The sequence below is a fragment of the Halomonas sp. QHL1 genome (assembly GCF_001882345.1).
Lineage (GTDB): Bacteria > Pseudomonadota > Gammaproteobacteria > Pseudomonadales > Halomonadaceae > Vreelandella.
In genome coordinates this window covers 793,498-813,815 of sequence record NZ_MINL01000001.1, presented here as the reverse complement: position 1 = coordinate 813,815, position 20,318 = coordinate 793,498, and the positions used below count along the sequence as shown (strand labels likewise).

Below are 20,318 nucleotides of genomic sequence, written 5' to 3'. Positions count from 1 at the left end.
CGGGGTTCCTACTAGGAGCAGGTCATGAACAAAACGAAAATTATTAGTGCCATTTTGTTTACGCTGGGTCTGGCAAGTCATGCACTCGCAGAGAATGGCTTCTATGGGGGAGCGGGCATCGGGCAGGCAACCATTGATGCGTGTGATGGTGTCACCAGTTGCGACGATAATGATACCAGCTGGAAGATCTTCGGCGGTTGGGAGATGAATTCGAATATCGCCTTTGAGGCCGCCTGGGTAGATTTTGGTGAGATCAGTGGATCCGTAGGCGGTTCGGCAGTCAGCGCCGAAGCGGACGGCTGGACACTCGCTGCGAAAGGCATTTTGCCGCTCAACGAGCAGTTCGGCGTGTTCGGCAAGTTCGGCACGATTATGTGGGATGTTAAAGGGGGCGGTGCTGCTTCCGGTACTGACGACGATGGCACTGACCTCATGTATGGCCTCGGCGGTCAATATATGTTCACTGACCGGCTCGGTATTGTCGGTGAGTGGGAGTGGTATGATATTGACAATGACATTGATCTGTTTTCCATCGGTGCATTGTTTAAGTTCTAAACTGCTCGATCACGCACCGAGTAGGAGGGGGAGTTGCCTCCCCCTTCCTCTTACACCACCGGGCAAGATTGACATATGAAATCAGCACCTATCATTTCCGACGCCGGGTTCTGGGACACTTCTACTGTCGCTTTATCACTCAATGCAGTCGGCAGCCTTTGATCCAACAACACTTCCAGAAGGCAGCATCGACCAGAATGAAGTAGCTAGCTCGTCCCCGTAGGACTGGCCCCAACGCTTAACCGTGGAATTTGACTCCCCTTCCCAAGCTTCAGGATTTCACGGACACACGACATCAATCCTGACAGAGGGGGCTTGGCAACCTTGCTGTTTTCTTACATGTCCTGAATTAAGAAGGTGAGCTTCTCGGTGAGGAGTGATTTTCCTAATTGCTTTTAAGTCTACACGTCCTTACGACGCCCGATAGTTCAAGCGTTATATTAGCTTTGATCAATTGTCCGCCTCTGGCCGATATTAGCCATCTAGTCCTATGCCCTTGATGGAACCTATATTTACACTCCCTTTAACTTGTCAGGCAGGTTTAGGGCCCTACGCTCACCCCACACAACTGACTAGCTGAATTCCTTGTTAAAGATTGCAGTGCCTCCCCATTGAAGTGGGGAGGTACTACGTCAGTGGGTTTAGGGCTGGTTGCATTCCATAGTGAAGCACCGTCAACCATCTTGGGTTCAGGCCGGGCTTGCGACGGGGCGTACCACAATGTCAGTGGTGTCGACGTCCGCTGGCTGGCCGACCGCGTGAGCGATAGCGTTAGCGATCGGTTCGGGCTTGAGTGCAATTTGACGGAAACTGCGCATGGCCTCTGCTGCCGAGGCATCGGTGATGGTGTCGGCCAACTCAGTTTCGACCACGCCGGGATAGACGCAGGTGACGCGGATATCGCTGTGTTCCTGGCGTAGGCCATCGGAAATCGCATGTACCGCTTATTTGGTCGCGCAGTAAACTGCTGCGGTAGGGACCACGTACAGGCCGCCGATTGAAGAGATATTGATCACATGCCCGCTACCATGGTGTTGCATGGTGGGCAGCACTGCGGCGATCCCGTGCAGCACACCGCGGATATTGACATCGATCATGCGATCCCACTCATCGACCTTCAGGGCAGCAACCGGGGATAGGGGCATAACGCCAGCGTTGTTGATGATCACATCGATTCGACCGAACTTATCGAGCGCGTAATCGGCGAATGATTGGACGTCCTCGCGTTGAGTTACATCCACAGCACACGCGACTGCCTTGCCGCCGTCGGTGGTAATTTCGGCAACTAGCTTTTCGAGCCTATCGATGCGACGTGCACCGAGAACGACGCTGGCGCCCTGGCTGGCAAGAGTGCGGGCGGATGCTTCGCCGATGCCACTGCTAGCACCGGTGATGAGGATTACCTTGTCCTGGATATTGCTCATGTTAATCTCCTTAGAAGATAGTCATGGTAAAAAACGGAGTTCTGGGGGATTGCTATGGATAGTCCCCTTAATGAAACAAGCTTTGTCGGCGGCTAAGCGAAGGGTTAAAGCAACTGTTGCGCGACAGGGCTCATTTCCCCTGGTGAGCGCTCGGGCTGAACGCTAGATAGAACTTTAGAGACACATCGATATGGTGAGAAGCTACCCAAAGCTAACCACGTTGGTTAGGAATGCTTTCCAATGAGTGCTGATTTCAATCTTTTGAAGGTATTTCTAGCAGTCGCGCAGGCCGGAAACTTTAGTGCTGCTGCTGACCAGTTAGGTGTCACTCGCTCGGCTGTTAGCCAGAGCATGCGCCGACTAGAAGATGATCTTGGTATTGCACTGGTTCAGCGTTCTACCCGCAGCGTGAGCCTAACCGAAGCGGGCGTTCGGCTAAGGGCGCAGATAAGCGAGCCGTTCACGGCGATTGCGTCGGCAGTGGAAGAAGTTGTGGATGATGGCCCACCCCGGGGTTTATTAAGGGTGGCGGTTACTTCAATCGCCGAGCGATTTCTTTCAGGCCCACTGGTTGCCACTTTTGCCGCTGCTTACCCCTGCATTACGTTGGACGTGACCGTCACCGATGAAGAATTCGACATTGTGGGTGCCGGGTTCGATGCCGGGGTGCGTTTGGGAGAAGTGATCGAGCAAGACATGGTGGCAGTGCCGCTTTCTGGGCTACAACGCCAAGTGGTCGTGGCTTCTCCTCGTTATTTGCAACGCCATGGCACGCCCGCGGCGCCTTTCGAGCTGTTGAACCATCTTTGCATTGGCTGGCGGCCCGCACCGAGCGTGGCACCTTACCGCTGGGAGTTCGCGGAAAATGGGCGAGAGTTCGATGTGGGGGTTAACCCACAAATCACGACCAACGATATGTTGCTCATGATAAGGACGGCGCTTGCCGGGGGTGGTATTACCATTGGCATGGAGGAGACATTTCTCCCATGGATTGAAAGCGGTGAACTCGTGTCGTTGTTGCAGCAATACTTACAACCTTTCCCCGGTTTTTATCTGTACTTTCCAAATCGCCGTAACCAACCTGCTAAATTGCGGGCGCTGATCGAACACGTGCGTGCCTATCGTGAAGCGGTGGAGCCTTCGTAATTCGATGTGTGATAGGAGCCAAGGCGTTACGTCTCTCCGCGAATTCGGAGTAACATAACCAAAATTGACGCGGCCAATACTAGATATGGGCCGAAGAGTCTTTATAGACGACAGAGATTCACAGCAAGACCCGTCATACCCGTCACCACAAGGGGAGGTATCACCATGAGACAACGCGACGAATTCGTTGAGGAAATGAAAGCCAGGCTCGATGAGTGGAATGCTGATATCGATAGGCTGACCGCCAAGGCTCGTCAGGCGAGTGACGAGGCGAGGGTGAAGTACCAGGAGGATATCGATCGGCTCAAGAAGCGCCAAGCGGAGACCCAGCAAAGGCTTGACGAGCTTCAGCATGCCAGCGAAGCGGCCTGGGAGTCTGTCCGTCAGGGCATGGAAGACTCATGGGAGTTGATGCGTAAAGCCTTCCGGGATGCCTCTTCTCGTTTCAAATAGTTTATTCAGCTAGCTCATACAACTACCCATGCGCTTCACTTTGAAAAGCCTGAACCGTTAGCTGGGGTCGCGACCATCTTTTGGTTGCGATTCGTTGCCTTCTTGAAGACGTTCGATGGACGTATTTCCCTGCTTTGCCAAGGTCGCTAGGCGGTCGATCTGCTCATCCAGCCGGGGCAGGGCTTCCTGCCGATAGCTCGAAAGATCGTCAATAGCACCCATCACCTCGCTGAAGGCCTCCTCAAGCACTTGCATGTCGAGCATCGCGGAGGAGGCACGCTTCTGGATGTCCACGCCTTGCTGCCGGAGGGCCTTGGCCGTTCCGCCAATCATCTGCGACGTGGTGGTGTTGATGGCTTCGATGCGGTCCAGCACCAGGCGCTGATTTGCCATCGCCATGGCCACCGTCACCGCGACGGTCAGCGCCGAGACGGTGACGTTAATCGCTCTGTCTACACCGCGCATTAATTCCCGGTTATTGCGGATGATCACCTCTAGCGCCAGCACGCCTTGCTGACTCACCGCGAGTTGCTGCTGAAGGTCAACAATGCGTTGGCGCAGGGGAAAGAGCAGCTCCTCCTCAAGGAAGTGACGCCGTGGATCATCGCCATCGCGAGCGGCGATCTCGTCCTGCAGGCGGCGATCGATCATGCGACCCAGCGCGATTTGACGGTTCAACTCGCCAAGAATTTTAGTTAACGCCTGCTGGTCATCGTTTAGGGTGAGGTTGTCACGGTGCAGCATATCGCGACCGCCTTCGAGATCCTCGATGATCGCGTCCAGGGCCTGCTGGGTATTCTCGAACTTACGAAAATAGCGCTGTAGGCGGCTATCGAGGCCGGGAATGACCGACAGAACGCGATCCAACGTCGTCGGCGCCAAGCGATGGCGAGCGGGGTCGAGCCCCTCCATGCGCCCGCGTAGATCGGTCAGTGCTTTGGCGACCGGCCCGCCTTCGTCGCCCTGGTGGGCCAACTTGCGCAGCGGCGTCTGCAGCATGGCACTGCGATGTGCGGCCTGTTGTTGCAATTCAAGCCCCATCTCATCCACGGCATGACGCTGGCGAACCACCGACGCCTCGTCTCCCTCGGCGAGAATATCTTCGATAAAGCGGTCGGCCATCGCCTCAAGCTCAGGGTCGATGTCGCGCTCATTGGGGTTGAGCGAGTCGGCTTGGTTCTCGCCCAATGGGTTAGCTCCCAACTGGTCAGCGATCTCGTCCACCGGCGGCAGGGAGAGGCGACGTTTGTCATCGGATTGCTGAGCCATGGACATCTCCTGAGCTATTAAAATAACCGTTGTGAAAAGAGCACATTACCATCGGCCGCCGGATTAATCCTTGCGCGCATAACGGTCCGCACCTTCGACGAAGCGGCGCAGATCCTCCAGCGCTTTATCCGTGGTGACCGACGCCTGTGGCCGAGCCGTCTCAATGCGCGCCATGGAAACAGCGGTATCGTCGAGCACGGTCAGAGCGGATTCGATGCGGGCGGAGAGCTTATTCAGCCGATGTTCAGTCTCAACTAGCAGATCGAGGCGCCGCACTAGGGCGGCTCGCTCTTCATCGCTTAGCCGTTTACCGTCCCGCTCCAGTCGACCTCGCACGTAATTACCGTCCACGCTAACCACCCCTCGCGCCTGGGAGGCCATGGTCGTCAGCGTATCTAACGCGCCAAAACAGACTTGAGTTACCAGGCCTTGCGAGCGTTCGAAGGCCAGTTCGCCAGTGTGGAATCGCTCGCCCAGTACGTCCATCACATGCCGGTAACGGCTATAGAGGCGGTCTGTCAGGATCGCGAGATCGGGGCGCTGCACGTCGAGCAGGCTCTGCTTGGCTCGACACATGGCCAATACTAGATCGTTGGCCCCCGCAGGTGGCCTGGCCGGGTCGAGTACTGACACACCCGTTTCATAGGCGTTGCGCTCTTCCTGAGCACGGCGTTGATTTGCTTCGGCCTGTCTTTGCGCCTCACGACGACGCTCACGGCGGCGGGCCAGCCAGCCGCGTAGCGTTCGCTCGACGGGTAGCGCCACAGGAATGGCGACGATGCCCGCAAGCCAGCCAAACAGGCTAGGGCTGAATCCACCCCACAAGGAGGTCAGCCATAGCAGCATGCTGATAAAGGGAACCACCAGGCAATAGCGGGCGATCACCTGGAGACGATTGGGAGCCGTGACTGCAAGCGCCAGACCAGGATTGAAGAGGCCGACCAGTAGCCAGGGCAGGCAGGTCATAAACAGGCCATAGGAAAATCCCTGCAGGAATCCCAACATAGATACGGCTATCCTTCAGTCATGGAACGCAAACACCGCGTGTAGAATAACTGAGATAGGTCGCTAAGCACCAGTTGGTAACGCATGGCTTACGGCAGCACGTCGACCCAGCCCAAGACCCCAATGGTGCCTGTTAGTGCCAGCACGATCATTGCAAGCCCTATCAGGATGCGTAAAACAGCTATCCAGAGGAGGGTATGCTTAAATCGTCACAATGCTTGCGGCAATCTAGGCCGGTATAACTGGGATTCTCCTGGTTACCGTTGCCGCATTTGAGAGGTTTCATGTTGTTAAAGCTCCTTCTCTGGGTCATCCGGTTGTTAGTGCTCTTGATGGTTGTGGTGGCCTTGCTGCCATTCATACCCAGTGGTCAGTGGTGGATCAGGCTGTGGGATTTTCCACGGCTTCAGTTGACAGGATTATTGGCCGTACCTGTATTGCTTCTTGGCCTGCATGCTTGGCTTAAGCGCCCACAGAAAGAGCACGCCGTGTGGGGGGTAGTGATTCTTGCAATCGCAGGCTGGCACTTAATGCATATCCTGCCATTTACCTCCGTCTGGTCCACCGAAGTACCCACTGCCGAGGTAGAACCCGGCGAAAACCAGACGACTATAAAAGTGCTGACTGCGAATGTTACCTACTCGAATGATCACTTCGAAGAGGTGCTGTCGATGATTCGAAGCGAAGATCCCGATCTACTGCTGCTAATCGAAGTCGATAGTGCCTGGGAAGACGGGCTGGCAGCGCTTGATGAGGAGTACCCACACCGGGTCGGGGAAGTTCGCGGTGAGGGGCTGGGGATAGTGCTGTGGTCACGGATTCCGTTGCTGGAACAGGAGGTCAAGCACTTGGTTTCTGAACGTCGGCCGTCAGTTTTCGCAACGATTGATGCGCCAGACATCGGGCCAGTGCGCTTTGTTGGCGCCCACCCGGTTCCGCCAGGGCTGGAAGAGAGGAAAGTTAGTAGTGAGGAAGAGCGGCGGGACAGCCGTGAACGCGATGCAGAGCTTATGCTCATTGCTCGCCATGTTGAAAAAGATCCGGACAACCGTTGGATTGTTACGGGGGATTTTAATGACGTCGCTTGGTCCGACACTACCAAGCTTTTTGCCGATTTAAGCGATCTGAAAGACCCTCGCCGTGGTCGGCGGTTGCTCAGCACCTACCACGCGGAATACCCCTGGTGGCGCTACCCAATTGATCACCTGTTCGTTTCTGACGGCTTCCACCTGATTGATATCGACAGAGTCAAAGTAGAAGGCTCGGATCACTTCGGCCTCTCAACAACGCTCACTGTTGGCCGTAAAGATCACGGAAAGCCAGAGGCTTCAGAAGAGGAGGAGCAGGAAGCCCAGGAGATGGTCGAGGAGGGCGCCGAAGACGCCGCTGAGCATGATGGTGGTTAATAAAAAGTAGAGGGGGATTCGTAGGTATAGGCTCGATCCCCTGAATTTTTTTCAACGTATCGGCTCCATGTTGAGCAACAGACTGTAGAAATTATCCCCATCTTTCAGCGAGATAAGTTCTACAGCAATTCAACAGAAACTCTACAGTTTAATTGCCATATGTAACCGGATCGACTAGCTTAGTTACACGGGTGCGCTAAAAACTTTTCTAATGCTGGCTTGTTCAATCGCTCCTGAACACCACTGACTGCGGCTTAGCTCACTTGGTGCGCTCCAATCTCAGCGCAGTCAATTTGAGTCAACCAGCAAGGAGGACATCGAATGTCGATAACATCAGAAAAGCAATTACCCGAAGCAGTAGCAGCTTGGCGTGATCCGGAAATGGACTCGGTGAAAGGCACTGAGACCCCTAAAGATCCGAACAAAGGTTACATTGCCTTACTTGGATGGAGTGTAAACGCGATTAAGGCGGCGCAAAAGTTTGACCGTCGTTATATTGTCGTTGCTCCCGAATGGGCTGCAGATTTCTGTGCAGCGAACAACATACCTTTCATCCCGTGGGACTTTATTCGCTTGAATGATCGCTCCATGGAGATCGCTGTAAGGCTGAAGGAAGAAGGTGTAGACGTTGCCATCCCGCTGTTCGAAGAAACCGTTGAGTGGTCTGGTGCCATCAACTCCGTGCTTCTCGACAGCCCGCGCATGTACGGTCAGTCCATTCTGTTCCGTGACAAGGCCCTGATGAAGCGTCGTGCCCAGCTTGGCGGTATCCGCGTCGGGATCTTTGAAGAGGCGCATGAGAAAGAAGACATCGTTCGCTTTATGAAGCGCGTCAACCAGACGCTGCTCAAACTGGACGGTGACCCGGATGACCCGATTCACGTCAAGGCCTTCGACAAAGCTGGCTGTCTTGGCCACCGGATGATTCGCACGATTGAAGAAATTGACCATATCCCTGATGAAGAATATCCGCTGTTAATGGAAAGTCACCTGAGCGGCTGGGAGTTTGCCGTTGAAGCCTGGATACACGATGGCAAAATTCAGTTCCTCAATATTTCGGAATACGTGACATTGGGCTATTCGGTATTCGTGCCCGCGACCGCGGAACTCGAAAGCTGGCGCAATGCGATTACCAAGCAGATCGAGCTGTTGATCAAGACCTTTGACATCCAGTTCGGCTTGATTCACCCCGAGTACTTCGTTACGGCCGATGGTGAAATGTACTTTGGCGAAGTTGCTTATCGTCCACCCGGCTTCAAAGCTTTCGAACTGATCGAAAAAGCCTACGGTTTCAACGCTTATCAAGCGTCAATGTTGGTGTTCGACCCGAAAAGCACGAAAGAGGAAGTGGCGGCATTCTTCCCGCGTGAAGTGGTTGATGCGAAGGGCTACGCAGGCTGTTTTGGTGTGTACCCACGCCGTCGGGTTGTCAGTAAGTTGGAAATGCCCGAAGAAACGATTAATCACCCGTACTTTGAGTCACACGAGCTGGTCGCACCGGCAGAAGAGACAGTGCCTGACCGGTCAGCCTTCGGGACGCACTGGGGCCTAATCTTCTTCTTTGGAGACGACCCCATCAAGATGCGCGATCTATTGAAAGCGCAAGAAGATCTGGATTTCTACGTCTAGGCTTCTACTAAAGCAATACGTTTAACTCTAGGCGAGGCCTATCAGCATCCACATTAGATGCTGATAGGCCTCGCCTGTTTTTTACCAGCACGTTCTGTTCAAGCATCAAGGTTTATAAAGGCGAGACGCCACTGTCTTCTCAAGGGTGAGTATAGGAATTGGTCACCCTACCTCTATACAGCCGAGAGGTGCTGGAAATAGCGTTTTTCTTTCGCCCAGCTTGGCGTGATTGGCACATAGCTCCTACGTTGTTTTAGAGGCTAGCTTTAAAGACGAGTTGTAATGTCTGGTTATGAAGGCCGGATATAAAGCTGGTTATAAAGGATGAGTATAACAACGGGCTGTAAAGACACTGGGAGACGTAACGATGGATGCACTCGCGAGAAAGCTGGGCCTCAAGACTGATCCCGTGATTTTTTTTACATCGGCAGGGATCATGGTCGTTTTTTTGGTGGTGCTTCTGATTGCACCGGGCCCAATCGGGGCAGCCTTTGGTGCGGGTCGAGAGTGGATCGTTACCAATCTAGGCTGGTTTTTTATTTTAGGGGTAACGAGTTGGGTGGCATTTCTGCTGTGGGTGGCGCTCAGCCGTTATGGGGCGATCCGCCTAGGTGGCAATGATGCGAAGCCAGCCTACGGCAACATATCCTGGTTCACTATGCTGTTCGCCGGCGGTATCGGTACGGTATTGATGTTCTGGGGGGTGGCCGAGCCTATTTCCCATTTTTCCAACCCTCCGAGACCGGATGTTGTGCCTTTCTCTGTGGAAGCCGCCGACGATGCTATGAGTTTTTCGATCTACCACCTGGGGCTGCATACCTGGGCGATTTTCGCTATGCCGGGGCTAGCTTTTGCGTACTTTATCTACCGTTACAACCTGCCGATGCGTTTCAGTTCAGTATTTTATCCGCTGTTAGGCGACCGTATTTTCGGTCCCTTAGGCAAAGCCCTCGATATCTTCGCGATACTCGGCACTCTTTTTGGTGTGGCGGTTTCTATCGGCCTGGGTACTCAGCAGATTAACGCGGGGCTAACGGAATTGTTTGATATTCCAGATGCCGTCATAACTAAGGTGATCATCATCGCCGTACTGACGTCCGTTGCTGTAGGGTCTATCGTGGCGGGCCTGGACTCAGGCGTGAAACGGTTATCGAATATCAATATTGCCATGGCCGTGGGCCTGATGCTGTTTGTGCTTTTTACCGGGTCGACCGTTTTCCTTTTGCGTGCCGTTGTCGAGACATTTGGCCTCTACATAACGAACTTGCTGCCAATGGCGTTCTGGAATGACACGCTGGCAAGTTATTCAAGCGATGGCGGTACCTGGGGGTGGCAAGGCAGTTGGACGGTGTTCTACTGGGCCTGGACAGTCACTTGGTCACCTTTCATCGGGATTTTCGTAGCACGGATTTCTCGGGGACGAACCATCCGCGAGTTCGTCCTTGGTGTGCTGTTCGCCCCGTCCATATTTACACTGGTCTGGTTTGCGATCTTTGGCTGGTCCGCAATGGAGATTGACGGGATAGGGCCCGATGCCCGAGAAGCAATGGGGACTCAGGCCGGTATCTTGTCCGCTGCGGTAGGCGAAAGCATCCCACTTGCCATGTTTGCCTTTTTCGATAATTTCCCAGGTGCCACATTAATACAGGGCCTTGCCGTTGTTATCGTCGCCATCTTCTTTGCCACTTCATCGGACTCTGCGTCATTGGTAGTCGATATGCTGTGTACCGGCAGCGCGGATCCTGGCCCATGGCACCAGCGCGTCTTTTGGGGCGTCTCTGAAGGCATGCTGGCTGCGATGCTCATCGTGCTTGCTGGTGATGCGGGGCTTACTGCACTGCAGGAGGTGATCACTGTTGTTGGTCTACCGATGTTTATTTTGGTGTTTGCGATGATGTTCGCGTTGTTCCGTGGCCTTTCCCATGAAGATCTCAGCGAGGTGAAGGTGGGCAGCCCACCTAAGCAGGAGGAGCTAGCACCGGATGACTAAGCGTGCAGCTTCCAGTCTTCATTTTTTGAAAATACCACCACGCTATGTTCGATAGCGCACGGTGAGTGTGTGCTTTAAAAGTCATCCTAAGGGTGAGCGAGGCAAAGGATATGCCTGAACAAGGACGCTGCGCTATGCGCTGCATTGGACGCAGCGCCCCTATCTCATAGTAAACCAATTGTTCGATTATAACTTATTCTTCGCCCCGCTCTTTGTCCTTGGCATCGGGGCTCGCCACCTGACGCTGTTCTCGCATATTAAAATGGCAAAGGAGGTTATATGCCGACATCTTCAGATAGCCAAGATCGTCTGACCGACATGAAACAATTCGGAACTGATCCCGGGTCGTTACATGCAGACACCTACATACCCAAGAACTTCCCTAAGAATGGTCCGCTCGTCGTTGTACTTCACGGCAGTACCCAGTCGGCGGAGGGTTATGATCGCGGTTCAGGCTGGTCTGCTCTTGCCGACGAGTGTGGGATAGCGCTGCTTTATCCTGAGCAAAGAAAAACCAACAATCCCACTAGCAGCTTCAACTGGTTTAAGTCTGGCGACAGCCGCCGTGGCGGCGGCGAACCACTTTCTATTCGTCATATGATAGAGCAGGTCGTTGATGATCACGGCATCGATCCCTCGCGCATCTTCGTTACAGGGATGTCTTCGGGTGGCGCGATGACATCTGTGATGCTGGCGACCTATCCGGAGGTATTCGCGGGAGGAGCGATCATCGCCGGACTACCCTACCGCAGCGCGGATAACTTGATAGAGGCGATGGTTCGCATGAAAGGATATGGCGGCCCGTCGGATCACAGGCTCGACAAGCTTGTGCGCGAAGCCTCCACCTTCGACGGGCCCTGGCCTACGATCTCGGTCTGGCATGGCGGCAGCGATTCGACCGTCGACAATGCCAACGCCGATTCCATTGTTCGGCAGTGGCAGCAGATCCACAAGGTGGAAGGCCCCCCTACACGAGTGGAAGAGGTCGACGGTTTTCCCCGCCAGGTTTGGTGCAATGCACAGGAACAAGAGGTAATTGAGGAATACATCATTAAGGGTATGGGCCACGGCACGCCAATCATGGCCGGTGGGGATGAAGGCCTCGGGGAAGCTGACAAGTATATGCTGGAAGTCGGCATATCATCGACCCGCCATATAGCGCATTTTTGGGGTCTTACGGAGTAGGGGAGCGGTGGCCGGGCGTATTACCCGCCCCTCATCCGCGCAGTCACATTTGTCTTACGTAACTGCCTGGGGCGTCCTCGAGCGGCGGGTAGCCCTGTGAGCCGATGTCTGGCGCAGGCACTAGCGGTCCTGAACGCTCCATCAGCCACCCTTGCCAAGCGGGCCACCAGGATCCCGCCTGGCACGGTGTCTGTTCAAACCAGCTATCCGGATCCATATACGGGTCGCCATCAAGAGTAGTGGCCATACGGTAATGGCGACGTGGATGCTCGGGTGGGCTGACGATGCCCGCGTTGTGACCACCGTTGGTGAGCAGAAAGGTCACTTCTGGCGCGTCGGACATCAGGTGTAGCTTATAGGTGGATCGCCAGGGCGCGACATGATCCCACTCGGTGCCAACGCAGAAGACGGGAATCTGTATGTCGTTGAAAGTTACCGGGCGATTATCCACCCGGTAGCGGCCTTCGGCAAAGTCATTGTTCAAAAAGAGCTGGCGCAGATACTCGGAGTGCATGCGGTAGGGCATGCGTGTTGCGTCAGCATTCCAAGCCAGCAAATCGTTCATGGGTTGGCGTGTGGCCAGCAAGTATTCGTTAACCATACGTGACCAAATTAGATCATTGGAGCGCAGGATCTGGAAGGCACCCGCCATCTGTTTGGTATCGAGAATTCCTTGGGCCCACATCAGATCTTCAAGGAAAGTGAGCTGCTTTTCATCAATGAAAAGCATCAGTTCTCCAGCCTCGCGGAAATCGGTTTGCGCGGCCAACAGCGTCATCGATGCCAAACGGTCATCTTTGTCTCGCGCCAGCGCTGAAGCGGCAATCGCTAGCAGCGTTCCCCCCAAGCAGTAGCCTACGGTATGGATCTTCTGGTCGGGTATCAGTTGAGCAATGACATTCAGACTTTCAAGAATGCCTTGTCGACGATAGTCGTCCATCCCTAGGTCGCGATCCTCTTCAGTGGGGTTGCGCCAAGAGATCATAAAGACGCTGTGCCCTTGGTCAACCAGATACCTGACCAGTGAGTTATGTGGCGACAGGTCGAGGATGTAGTACTTCATGATCCAGGCGGGCACTATCAATATGGGCATTGCGTGCACATCTTTGGTGGTCGGCGCGTACTGGATCAGCTCTATCAAGTGGTTTCGATACACGACCTTACCGGGCATAATTGCCACATCACGCCCCAATACATAGTCTTCGCATCCGGCTGGCTTTCTGCCTAACCATTGGTTTTGCGCGTCTTCCCACCAGTGCTCCATTCCCTTAAGTAGATTAGTGCCTCCGCTGGCTAACGTTTTCTCAAGTACGCTGGGATTAGTCAGCAAGTAATTGGACGGAGACAGCACATCAAGCCACTGGCGGGCGCCGAACTCCAACGCCTGTTCGTGGTGAGGTGACAGCCCCCGTAAGCCAGTGGTGGCGTTATGCCACCACTGTTGTTGGAGCAGAAAACTTTGGTAAAGAACGTTAAAGGGGAAGTGGCGCCAAGCCGGGTCTTTAAAACGGTGGTCTTGGGGCAAAGGTGCTATGCAGGGAGCCGCATTAGGATCGAATGCTGAATGGCTAGCCCAGTGCACTAAGCGCAGCTGTTTCTTCACGGCTTTCTGCACTAGATGGGCTTGGGATCCAGGAGATAGAGCCAAGCTCGACAACCAGTCCAGATATGTCAGAGCAACCGACGCGGGAGAGATGCCCAGCGTTAGCTTCGCTAGTGAAGCCCGCATCAACTTGTCCAGACTGTCGTGCAGTGTATCGTCTAACAGCATAAGCGCTATGTTCCTCCAACCATGGCGTTTTTTATTACAGCTCCTATAATTCGCACCAAATACGTTCTTTAAAGTCTTCGCTGAGTTCCGATACGTTGCGCATGCGGTTAAACGTAGCCTCTCTCATGTCGCCAGCGATTTGGTGATAGCAGGATGCCATCGACTCGGGAGTCAACGGCCCATTCAAGCCCAACATGCAGTGTGAAAGCTTGCTATAGACGGGCGCTATGGTCGCAAGGAAATCCATTTCGTGGCGAAATGCGTCGTTAAGTGTTTCTAGCCAAATGCATTGTAGCTTGGCCGCCGAATTGGACGTTTCAGCCCAAGGCTGATACCACATAGCGAACAAGTCATTGTTATCGACTACATAGGTATTAAAGACACTGTTATGACCTACGTTGTCATTGGCTGCGTTAGTATCAGATGAGTTAGTATCGGCTGAACTAGCATTAGCTGCTTTAGTGGAAGCTTTTTGAAACGCTGATTTTGTCATTGTCTTGGTTCCTCCAGTGATGTGGAAAAAGTATAGTACTCATCGCTTTTACTAAAGGATTTAATAGCCTGTTTTTTGACCGGTATCATTGTTTGAATACGCAAGTCATTACTAATTAGTCAGTTAATAAAATGGTATGGATGACGTAGTGCGCTTTTCTACCCACTTGTAATTAGCGGTAACTTTCCTCGGTCGGTATGCAGTTATTGTATTTGCAAGTATTCTAGCTAATTTAGTAATGAGCATATTAAGGTAAAAATAGAGTGACTGTTTATTTATTAAATGTGTCAGCAAGCATGATCGAAAATAGTTGCTCTAGGTCAATGATTTAAAAAATAAAACCATGTTATTTATATAGCTGAGTTTCCCTGTAAGTGAGCTCACGCTATAACACGTTCATAACGTGAAGCTGCTGTCACGGGTGGCAAGGTAAGCATGCAGCTCTAGTAAAACTCCTCACTAGGTACCGCTACCATGTCGATACGCAATCTTAATGCGCTGTTTTCGCCTGACACGATAGCGCTGATCGGTGCAAGCAACCGCGCTGGTTCAGTGGGTGCGGTGCTGGCGCGTAACCTCTTCGAGGGTGGTTTTGCAGGGCCTATTCTGACCGTGAATCCAAACGAGCGGGCCATTCGCTCGTCGCTCAACTACCACACCGTCAGTGAATTGCCGCTGGCTCCCGACCTGGCCATTATCGCCACGCCCCCTGACAGCGTACCGGGACTTATCCGCGAACTTGGGGAGCGGGGGTGTCGAGCGGCCGTGGTGATCACCGCGGGCTTCGGTGAAGGCGAGCGTGCTGATGGAAAGGCACTTAAACAGGCAATGCTGGAGGCCGCCAAGCCTTATTTGATGCGTATTGTCGGGCCCAATTGCCTGGGTATTCTGCTGCCGCACAGAGGTATCAACGCAAGCTTTGCGCATATCATGCCGCAAAAAGGGGACATTGCCTTTGTGACCCAGTCCGGCGCAGTAGCGACCTCGATTCTTGACTGGGCATCGGCGCGGGGCATCGGTTTTTCGCATGTGGTCTCCCTTGGCTCGATGAGTGATGTCGATTTCGGGGACATGCTCGACTACCTGGCGCTTGATCCTAAAACGCGCTCCATCCTGATCTATATGGAGGCTGTGACCGAGGCACGTAAGTTCTTATCGGCGGCCCGTATGGCCTCGCGGAACAAGCCTGTGGTGGTGGTTAAGGCAGGGCGCAGCGATGCGGGCGCCAAGGCCGCGCTATCACACACCGGGGCGCTAGCCGGCTCTGATGCTGTTTACGACGCGGCGTTCCGGCGTGCGGGTATGCTACGGGTCAATACCCTCGATGAACTATTCCAAGCCGCAGGCACGCTGGCGACCGGCATCCGTGTAAAAGGCGACCGGCTGGCCATCCTTACCAACGGTGGAGGAGCCGGTGTGCTGGCGGTCGATGAGCTGGCTGATCGGCAGGGTCACCTGGCAGAGCTTTCCGAGACGACGATCGAGCGGCTGGATGCTCTGCTGCCCAAAGCCTGGTCCCATGCCAATCCGGTCGATATCCTCGGCGATGCACCGGGTCAACGTTATGCAGGCGCACTTGAAGCGTTACTCGATGAGCGTGGAGCAGATGCGATTTTGGTGATGAACTGCCCCGCGGCGGTTGCCGATAGCCTTGACGCTGCCCAGTCCGTGGTCGCGACGTTGGGGGAGCGGCGCCCTGCGGTGTTAACCTGCTGGCTGGGTGAAGCGGCGCCTGCCGAGGCCCGCCAGCTGTTTGCCGCGAAGCGCATCCCCACGTATCAAACGCCGGAGCAGGCCATTGCAGCCTTTTCGCACTTGTCGAACTACTGGCGTAATCAGCAAGCGTTGATGGAGACGCCGCCAGCCGTTGCTGACGATATCATCATCGACAAAGCCAGCGCGGAAGCCATCATCGACAGTGTGCTCGAGGATGGTCGTAGCGTACTGACCGAGCCGGAAGCAGCGGCAATACTGTCGGCTTATGGTATTCCAACCGTAGCGGCCATTGCGGTGAAGACGCCGGAGGAAGCCAGCGAGGCGGCAAAGCAGTTGGGCTTCCCCGTGGTACTGAAGATATTGTCGCGGGATATCTCGCACAAGTCTGATGTGGGGGGAGTGCAGTTGAACCTTGCCTCATCCGCTGCGGTATCTCAGGCGGCTACGGATATGCTCGCTAGCGTTCGACGCGTTGCGCCGGAGGCGCGGGTCGATGGCTTCAATGTGCAGCCGATGATTCGCCGCCCTGGTGCGCATGAGCTGATTCTAGGCGTCGCTGAAGACAGCGTCTTTGGGCCGATCATTCTGTTTGGCCAGGGTGGCACGGCGGCGGAAGTCATCGGCGACCGAGTCATCGGCCTCCCGCCGCTCAATCCTCTGCTGGCGAAGGAGATGATCCGTACGACACGTATCTCGCGCTTGCTACAGGGTTATCGAGATCGTCCTGCGGTCGACTTGGAAGCCATTACGCTTACGCTGATCAAACTGTCACAATTGGTCTGCGATCTGGACCGCGTCGCCGAGCTCGATATTAATCCTTTATTGGCCGACTCCTCCGGCGTGGTCGCCCTGGATGCGCGTATTGTGGTCAGGGACGCCCATGGCCAACGTCGCCCGCTTGCTATTCGCCCTTACCCGCAGCAGCTCGAACGCGTTATCGAAACCCGTAATGGCCAGCGTTATGCTTTGCGCCCCATACGCCCTGAAGACGAAGGCGCGCTGGTCGACATGCTGCGTCACTCTTCGCCCGACGATGTGAGACTACGCTTCTTTGCCGCCATTCGGAGTGTTGATCATGCTTTCGCGGCTCGGCTCACCCAGATCGACTATGACAGAGAAATGGCCTTTGTCGCGATGACTCCTGGCAAGCAGGAAATCGTCGGGGTGGTTCGACTGTCTGCTGACCCTGACAAGGAAAAAGCTGAGTTTGCGATTATGGTGCGTAGCGATATGAAAGGAACGGGACTTGGCTATCGTCTTATGCAGCAACTTCTCGACTATGCTCGGGATAGTGGCATTCTGCAGCTCTACGCCGATATTCTGCGAGAAAACCATGCCATGCGGCAAATGGCGGATGAGTTTGGGTTTGTCACCCAGCCAGTCAAAGATGAGACCGACACCGTGACGGTGGTGCTCAATCTATAACGCTAATGTCTGCAACGACAGTATCGCATTACCGCTATTTTCGCTTGCTAGGGAGACAGGATGGACACGCCTACTGCCGATACCGGTTTGTCATCAGAAAGCCCGTCTTTGCAGGTTCATGCGAGGCATGCCGATGATGTCCTTGCTGACTTGGAAACTTCGAAATCGGGGCTGACAGTAGATGAAGCTACCAAGCGCTTGGAGAAGTATGGGCGGAACCAGTTACCGGCAGTAGTTGGTCGACACCCGCTGCTTCGCTTTCTTGCTCATTTTCATAATGCACTGATCTATTTCCTCTTGGCGGCGGCTGTTGCTGCCTCGTTGCTGGGGCATTTTGTCGATGCGTCGGTCATTGTTGCGGTGGTCTTGGTCAACGCTGTGGTCGGCTTTGTACAGGAAGGCAAGGCGGAAAAAGCGCTGAACGCAATCCGCAACCTTATCGCACCTCACGCTCATCTACTCAGAGAAGGGAAGCACGTCGAAGTGCCCGTCGATGAGATCGTTCTGGGCGACATCGTATCCCTGGAAGCAGGAGATCGAGTGCCTGCAGACCTGCGACTTATCCGTGCCAGCTCATTGCGGATAGAGGAAGCTATCCTGACCGGCGAGTCGGTAGCGGCAGAAAAGCGGGTGTCACCGGCCCCAAAGGAGGCCGCGCTGGGTGATTGTCACTCCATGGCTTACTCGGGCACGCTGGTGGCCACTGGGCAGGCGACAGGGGTTGTGGTGGCCACCGGTAGCGATACTGAAATCGGGCGAATCAGTACAATGCTGCGCGATGTTCAACCACTGACCACGCCACTGCTACAGCAGATAAATCGCTTCGGAACGCAGTTTACCTGGGTCACGTTGGCCGTGACGGTTGTTCTGTTTGCCTTTGCGGTGCTGGTGCGCGGCCATGTCTGGTCGGAGGCGCTGATTGCCGTGGTGGCCTTGGCCGTTGCGGCGATCCCTGAAGGCCTGCCCGCCGTCATTACCATCACGCTGGCTATCGGCGTGCAGCGTATGGCACGGCGTAACGCCGCTATCCGGCAGCTTCCAGCGGTGGAGACGCTGGGGGCTACGTCGGTTATCTGCTCCGATAAGACCGGTACGCTAACGCGCAACGAGATGACCGTGCGCCGACTGGAAGCCCCCAGTGGCCGAATGACGGTGTCCGGATCGGGCTATGTGCCGGAAGGGCGATTGACAGTGGAGACGGCGGGGAACTTCACGGAGGATACCCGGCCGACGGATATCGATAGCCTGATCCTGGCCGGGCTGCTGTGTAACGATGCCCAGTTGAACCATACCGACGGGGAGTGGCATGTGATTGGCGATCCCATGGAAGGGGCGCTGGTGGCGTTGGCTATTAAGGCTGGCCTGGAACCCGAGCCTACTCGCCATGAGTGGCACCGCCTTGCTGAGATTCCCTTCGATGCCAAACACCGCTTTATGGCCACGCTCAACTGCCATGCATCGGAGGGGGCTCAGGTTTTCGTCAAGGGTGCCCCGGACGAACTGCTGCAACTATGCTCTCTTCAGGCGGATGGTGAGGGAAGTGTGTCGCTGGAACGGGATGCCTGGACAGCACGCATAGCAGAGGCGGCTGCTCAGGGGGAACGGGTGCTCGGCTTAGCGACTAAGCGGTTTTCATCCGGTACCAACAAGCTAGCGTTTGCTGACCTCGATGACGAGTTGGTTTTTATTGGCTTAATAGGTTTTATTGACCCGCCGCGGGAAGAGGCAATGGCCGCCATTAAGGAGTGCCACTCCGCCGGTATTATGGTGAAAATGATTACCGGCGATCACGCCGCGACCGCAGCGGCTATTGCTCGCCAGTTAGGGCTTGATGACGACCCCCACGTACTAACGGGGCGTGAGCTCGACGATATTGCCGATAGCGATCTTTCTGGCATCGTTACCGATACCAGTGTTTTTGCCCGAACCAACCCCGAACACAAACTGCGTATTGTTCGAGCGCTGCAATCGACCGGTGCCATAGTGGCAATGACCGGTGATGGCGTTAATGATGCGCCCTCGTTGAAGCAGGCAAATGTCGGTGTCGGTATGGGGCATAAAGGTACCGATGCGGCAAAAGAGGCGTCGCAGATGGTTCTGCTCGACGATAACTTCGCCTCCATCGTGGCCGCCGTGAATGAAGGTCGAGTGGTCTACGACAATATTCGTAAGGTGACGGCTTGGACGTTACCGACCAATGGGGGGCAAGTCTTAGCCGTCATCGCCGCGATTCTGTTTAATTTCGCTATGCCGATGTCAGCCGTTCAGATCCTGTGGATCAACCTTATCACAGGGGTCACACTGGGGTTATCGCTGGCATTTGAGGGGGCCGAACCCAATGTTATGCAGCGTCGGCCACGGCCTGCAGGGCAGGGCTTGCTGACGCCCTTTCTGGTGTGGCGCATCGTGTTGGTGTCGTTCTTGTTCCTGATGGCAGTACTGGGTATTTTCTTCTACTCGCTTGGCCGAGGGGATGAGCTAGCCATGAGTCGCACCTTGGTAGTTAACACCATCGTGGTACTGCAAATATTCTATCTTTTCAACGTGCGTTATCTGCACATGACCTCCTTTAACTGGCGTGGCGTACTGGGTACCCCCGCTGTGCTGATAGCGGTCACTTTGGTCGTCTTTGCTCAACTTGCATTCACGTATCTGCCAGTTATGCATAGCCTGTTCGATACTCGGCCGCTCGGTATTGCAGACGGGGTGTTAATCATCAGTATCGGCATCGCCATGATGATGGTGCTGGAAGTTGAGAAAATGCTGGTGCGTAGGGCAGGCTGGCTAGGGCAGTGAGCTAGCAAGGGCAAGCCATTCTGTTTAGCTCATGAAAGAAGGCTACCCCCCACTT

At 54.7% G+C, this 20,318-nt stretch carries 13 protein-coding genes and 1 pseudogene; 9 read left to right on the top strand and 5 right to left on the bottom strand.

What is annotated here, in order from left to right; translation table 11 throughout:
- Nucleotides 1–24: 24 nt before the first annotated feature.
- Entirely contained in the window at nucleotides 25–555 is a 531-nt protein-coding gene (locus QHL1GM_RS03700) for an outer membrane beta-barrel protein (protein ID WP_071693273.1), read from the top strand.
- A 689-nt stretch (nucleotides 556–1,244) separates the two neighbouring features.
- On the opposite strand, the pseudogene QHL1GM_RS03695 reads toward QHL1GM_RS03700, so the two are convergent.
- Nucleotides 1,245–1,979 (bottom strand): annotated as a pseudogene (locus QHL1GM_RS03695) (SDR family oxidoreductase).
- Nucleotides 1,980–2,219: 240 nt separating this feature from the next.
- Here QHL1GM_RS03695 and QHL1GM_RS03690 point away from each other — a divergent pair.
- Nucleotides 2,220–3,125 carry a LysR family transcriptional regulator gene (locus QHL1GM_RS03690; protein ID WP_071693272.1) on the top strand — a complete coding sequence of 302 codons (906 nt, stop codon included), beginning with the start codon at nucleotides 2,220–2,222 and terminating at the stop codon, nucleotides 3,123–3,125.
- A gap of 165 nt (nucleotides 3,126–3,290) precedes the next feature.
- Complete coding sequence (locus tag QHL1GM_RS03685; protein WP_071693271.1) at nucleotides 3,291–3,578, top strand: conserved coiled coil protein; 288 nt, start codon at nucleotides 3,291–3,293, stop codon at nucleotides 3,576–3,578.
- Between the two features lie 57 nt (nucleotides 3,579–3,635).
- Here QHL1GM_RS03685 and QHL1GM_RS03680 read toward each other — a convergent pair whose 3' ends face one another.
- Nucleotides 3,636–4,847, bottom strand: coding sequence for a toxic anion resistance protein (locus tag QHL1GM_RS03680; RefSeq protein ID WP_071693270.1), 1,212 nt, complete (start codon nucleotides 4,845–4,847; stop codon nucleotides 3,636–3,638).
- A gap of 63 nt (nucleotides 4,848–4,910) precedes the next feature.
- Nucleotides 4,911–5,852 (bottom strand): cobyrinic acid a,c-diamide synthase, encoded by a 942-nt coding sequence (locus QHL1GM_RS03675; protein ID WP_071693269.1) that lies wholly within the window; start codon nucleotides 5,850–5,852, stop codon nucleotides 4,911–4,913.
- A gap of 284 nt (nucleotides 5,853–6,136) precedes the next feature.
- Between QHL1GM_RS03675 and QHL1GM_RS03670 the strand changes: the two genes are divergently transcribed.
- From QHL1GM_RS03670 to QHL1GM_RS03655, 4 genes are all read left to right on the top strand, one after another.
- Nucleotides 6,137–7,258 (top strand): endonuclease/exonuclease/phosphatase family protein, encoded by a 1,122-nt coding sequence (locus QHL1GM_RS03670; protein ID WP_071693268.1) that lies wholly within the window; start codon nucleotides 6,137–6,139, stop codon nucleotides 7,256–7,258.
- A gap of 381 nt (nucleotides 7,259–7,639) precedes the next feature.
- Complete coding sequence (locus tag QHL1GM_RS03665; protein WP_368087068.1) at nucleotides 7,640–8,887, top strand: carboxylate--amine ligase; 1,248 nt, start codon at nucleotides 7,640–7,642, stop codon at nucleotides 8,885–8,887.
- Between the two features lie 367 nt (nucleotides 8,888–9,254).
- A complete protein-coding gene (locus QHL1GM_RS03660) occupies nucleotides 9,255–10,877 on the top strand; it encodes a BCCT family transporter (protein WP_071693266.1) in 1,623 nt (540 codons plus the stop codon).
- Nucleotides 10,878–11,156: 279 nt separating this feature from the next.
- The gene (locus QHL1GM_RS03655; RefSeq protein WP_071693265.1) at nucleotides 11,157–12,062 is read left to right on the top strand and encodes a PHB depolymerase family esterase; all 906 of its coding nucleotides are present in this window, start codon (nucleotides 11,157–11,159) and stop codon (nucleotides 12,060–12,062) included.
- Nucleotides 12,063–12,105: 43 nt separating this feature from the next.
- Here the strand turns inward: QHL1GM_RS03655 and QHL1GM_RS03650 are convergent, their stop codons facing one another.
- On the bottom strand, nucleotides 12,106–13,833 hold the full coding sequence (locus QHL1GM_RS03650; protein WP_071693264.1) for an alpha/beta hydrolase: 1,728 nt from the start codon (nucleotides 13,831–13,833) through the stop codon (nucleotides 12,106–12,108).
- 43 nt (nucleotides 13,834–13,876) lie between these two features.
- On the bottom strand, nucleotides 13,877–14,326 hold the full coding sequence (locus tag QHL1GM_RS03645) for a hypothetical protein (RefSeq protein WP_071693263.1): 450 nt from the start codon (nucleotides 14,324–14,326) through the stop codon (nucleotides 13,877–13,879).
- A gap of 474 nt (nucleotides 14,327–14,800) precedes the next feature.
- Here QHL1GM_RS03645 and QHL1GM_RS03640 point away from each other — a divergent pair, with 474 nt between their 5' ends.
- Nucleotides 14,801–17,467 carry a bifunctional acetate--CoA ligase family protein/GNAT family N-acetyltransferase gene (locus QHL1GM_RS03640; RefSeq protein WP_071693262.1) on the top strand — a complete coding sequence of 889 codons (2,667 nt, stop codon included), beginning with the start codon at nucleotides 14,801–14,803 and terminating at the stop codon, nucleotides 17,465–17,467.
- Nucleotides 17,468–17,527: 60 nt separating this feature from the next.
- Entirely contained in the window at nucleotides 17,528–20,263 is a 2,736-nt protein-coding gene (locus tag QHL1GM_RS03635; protein WP_071693261.1) for an HAD-IC family P-type ATPase, read from the top strand.
- The last annotated feature ends 55 nt before the right edge of the window (nucleotides 20,264–20,318 follow it).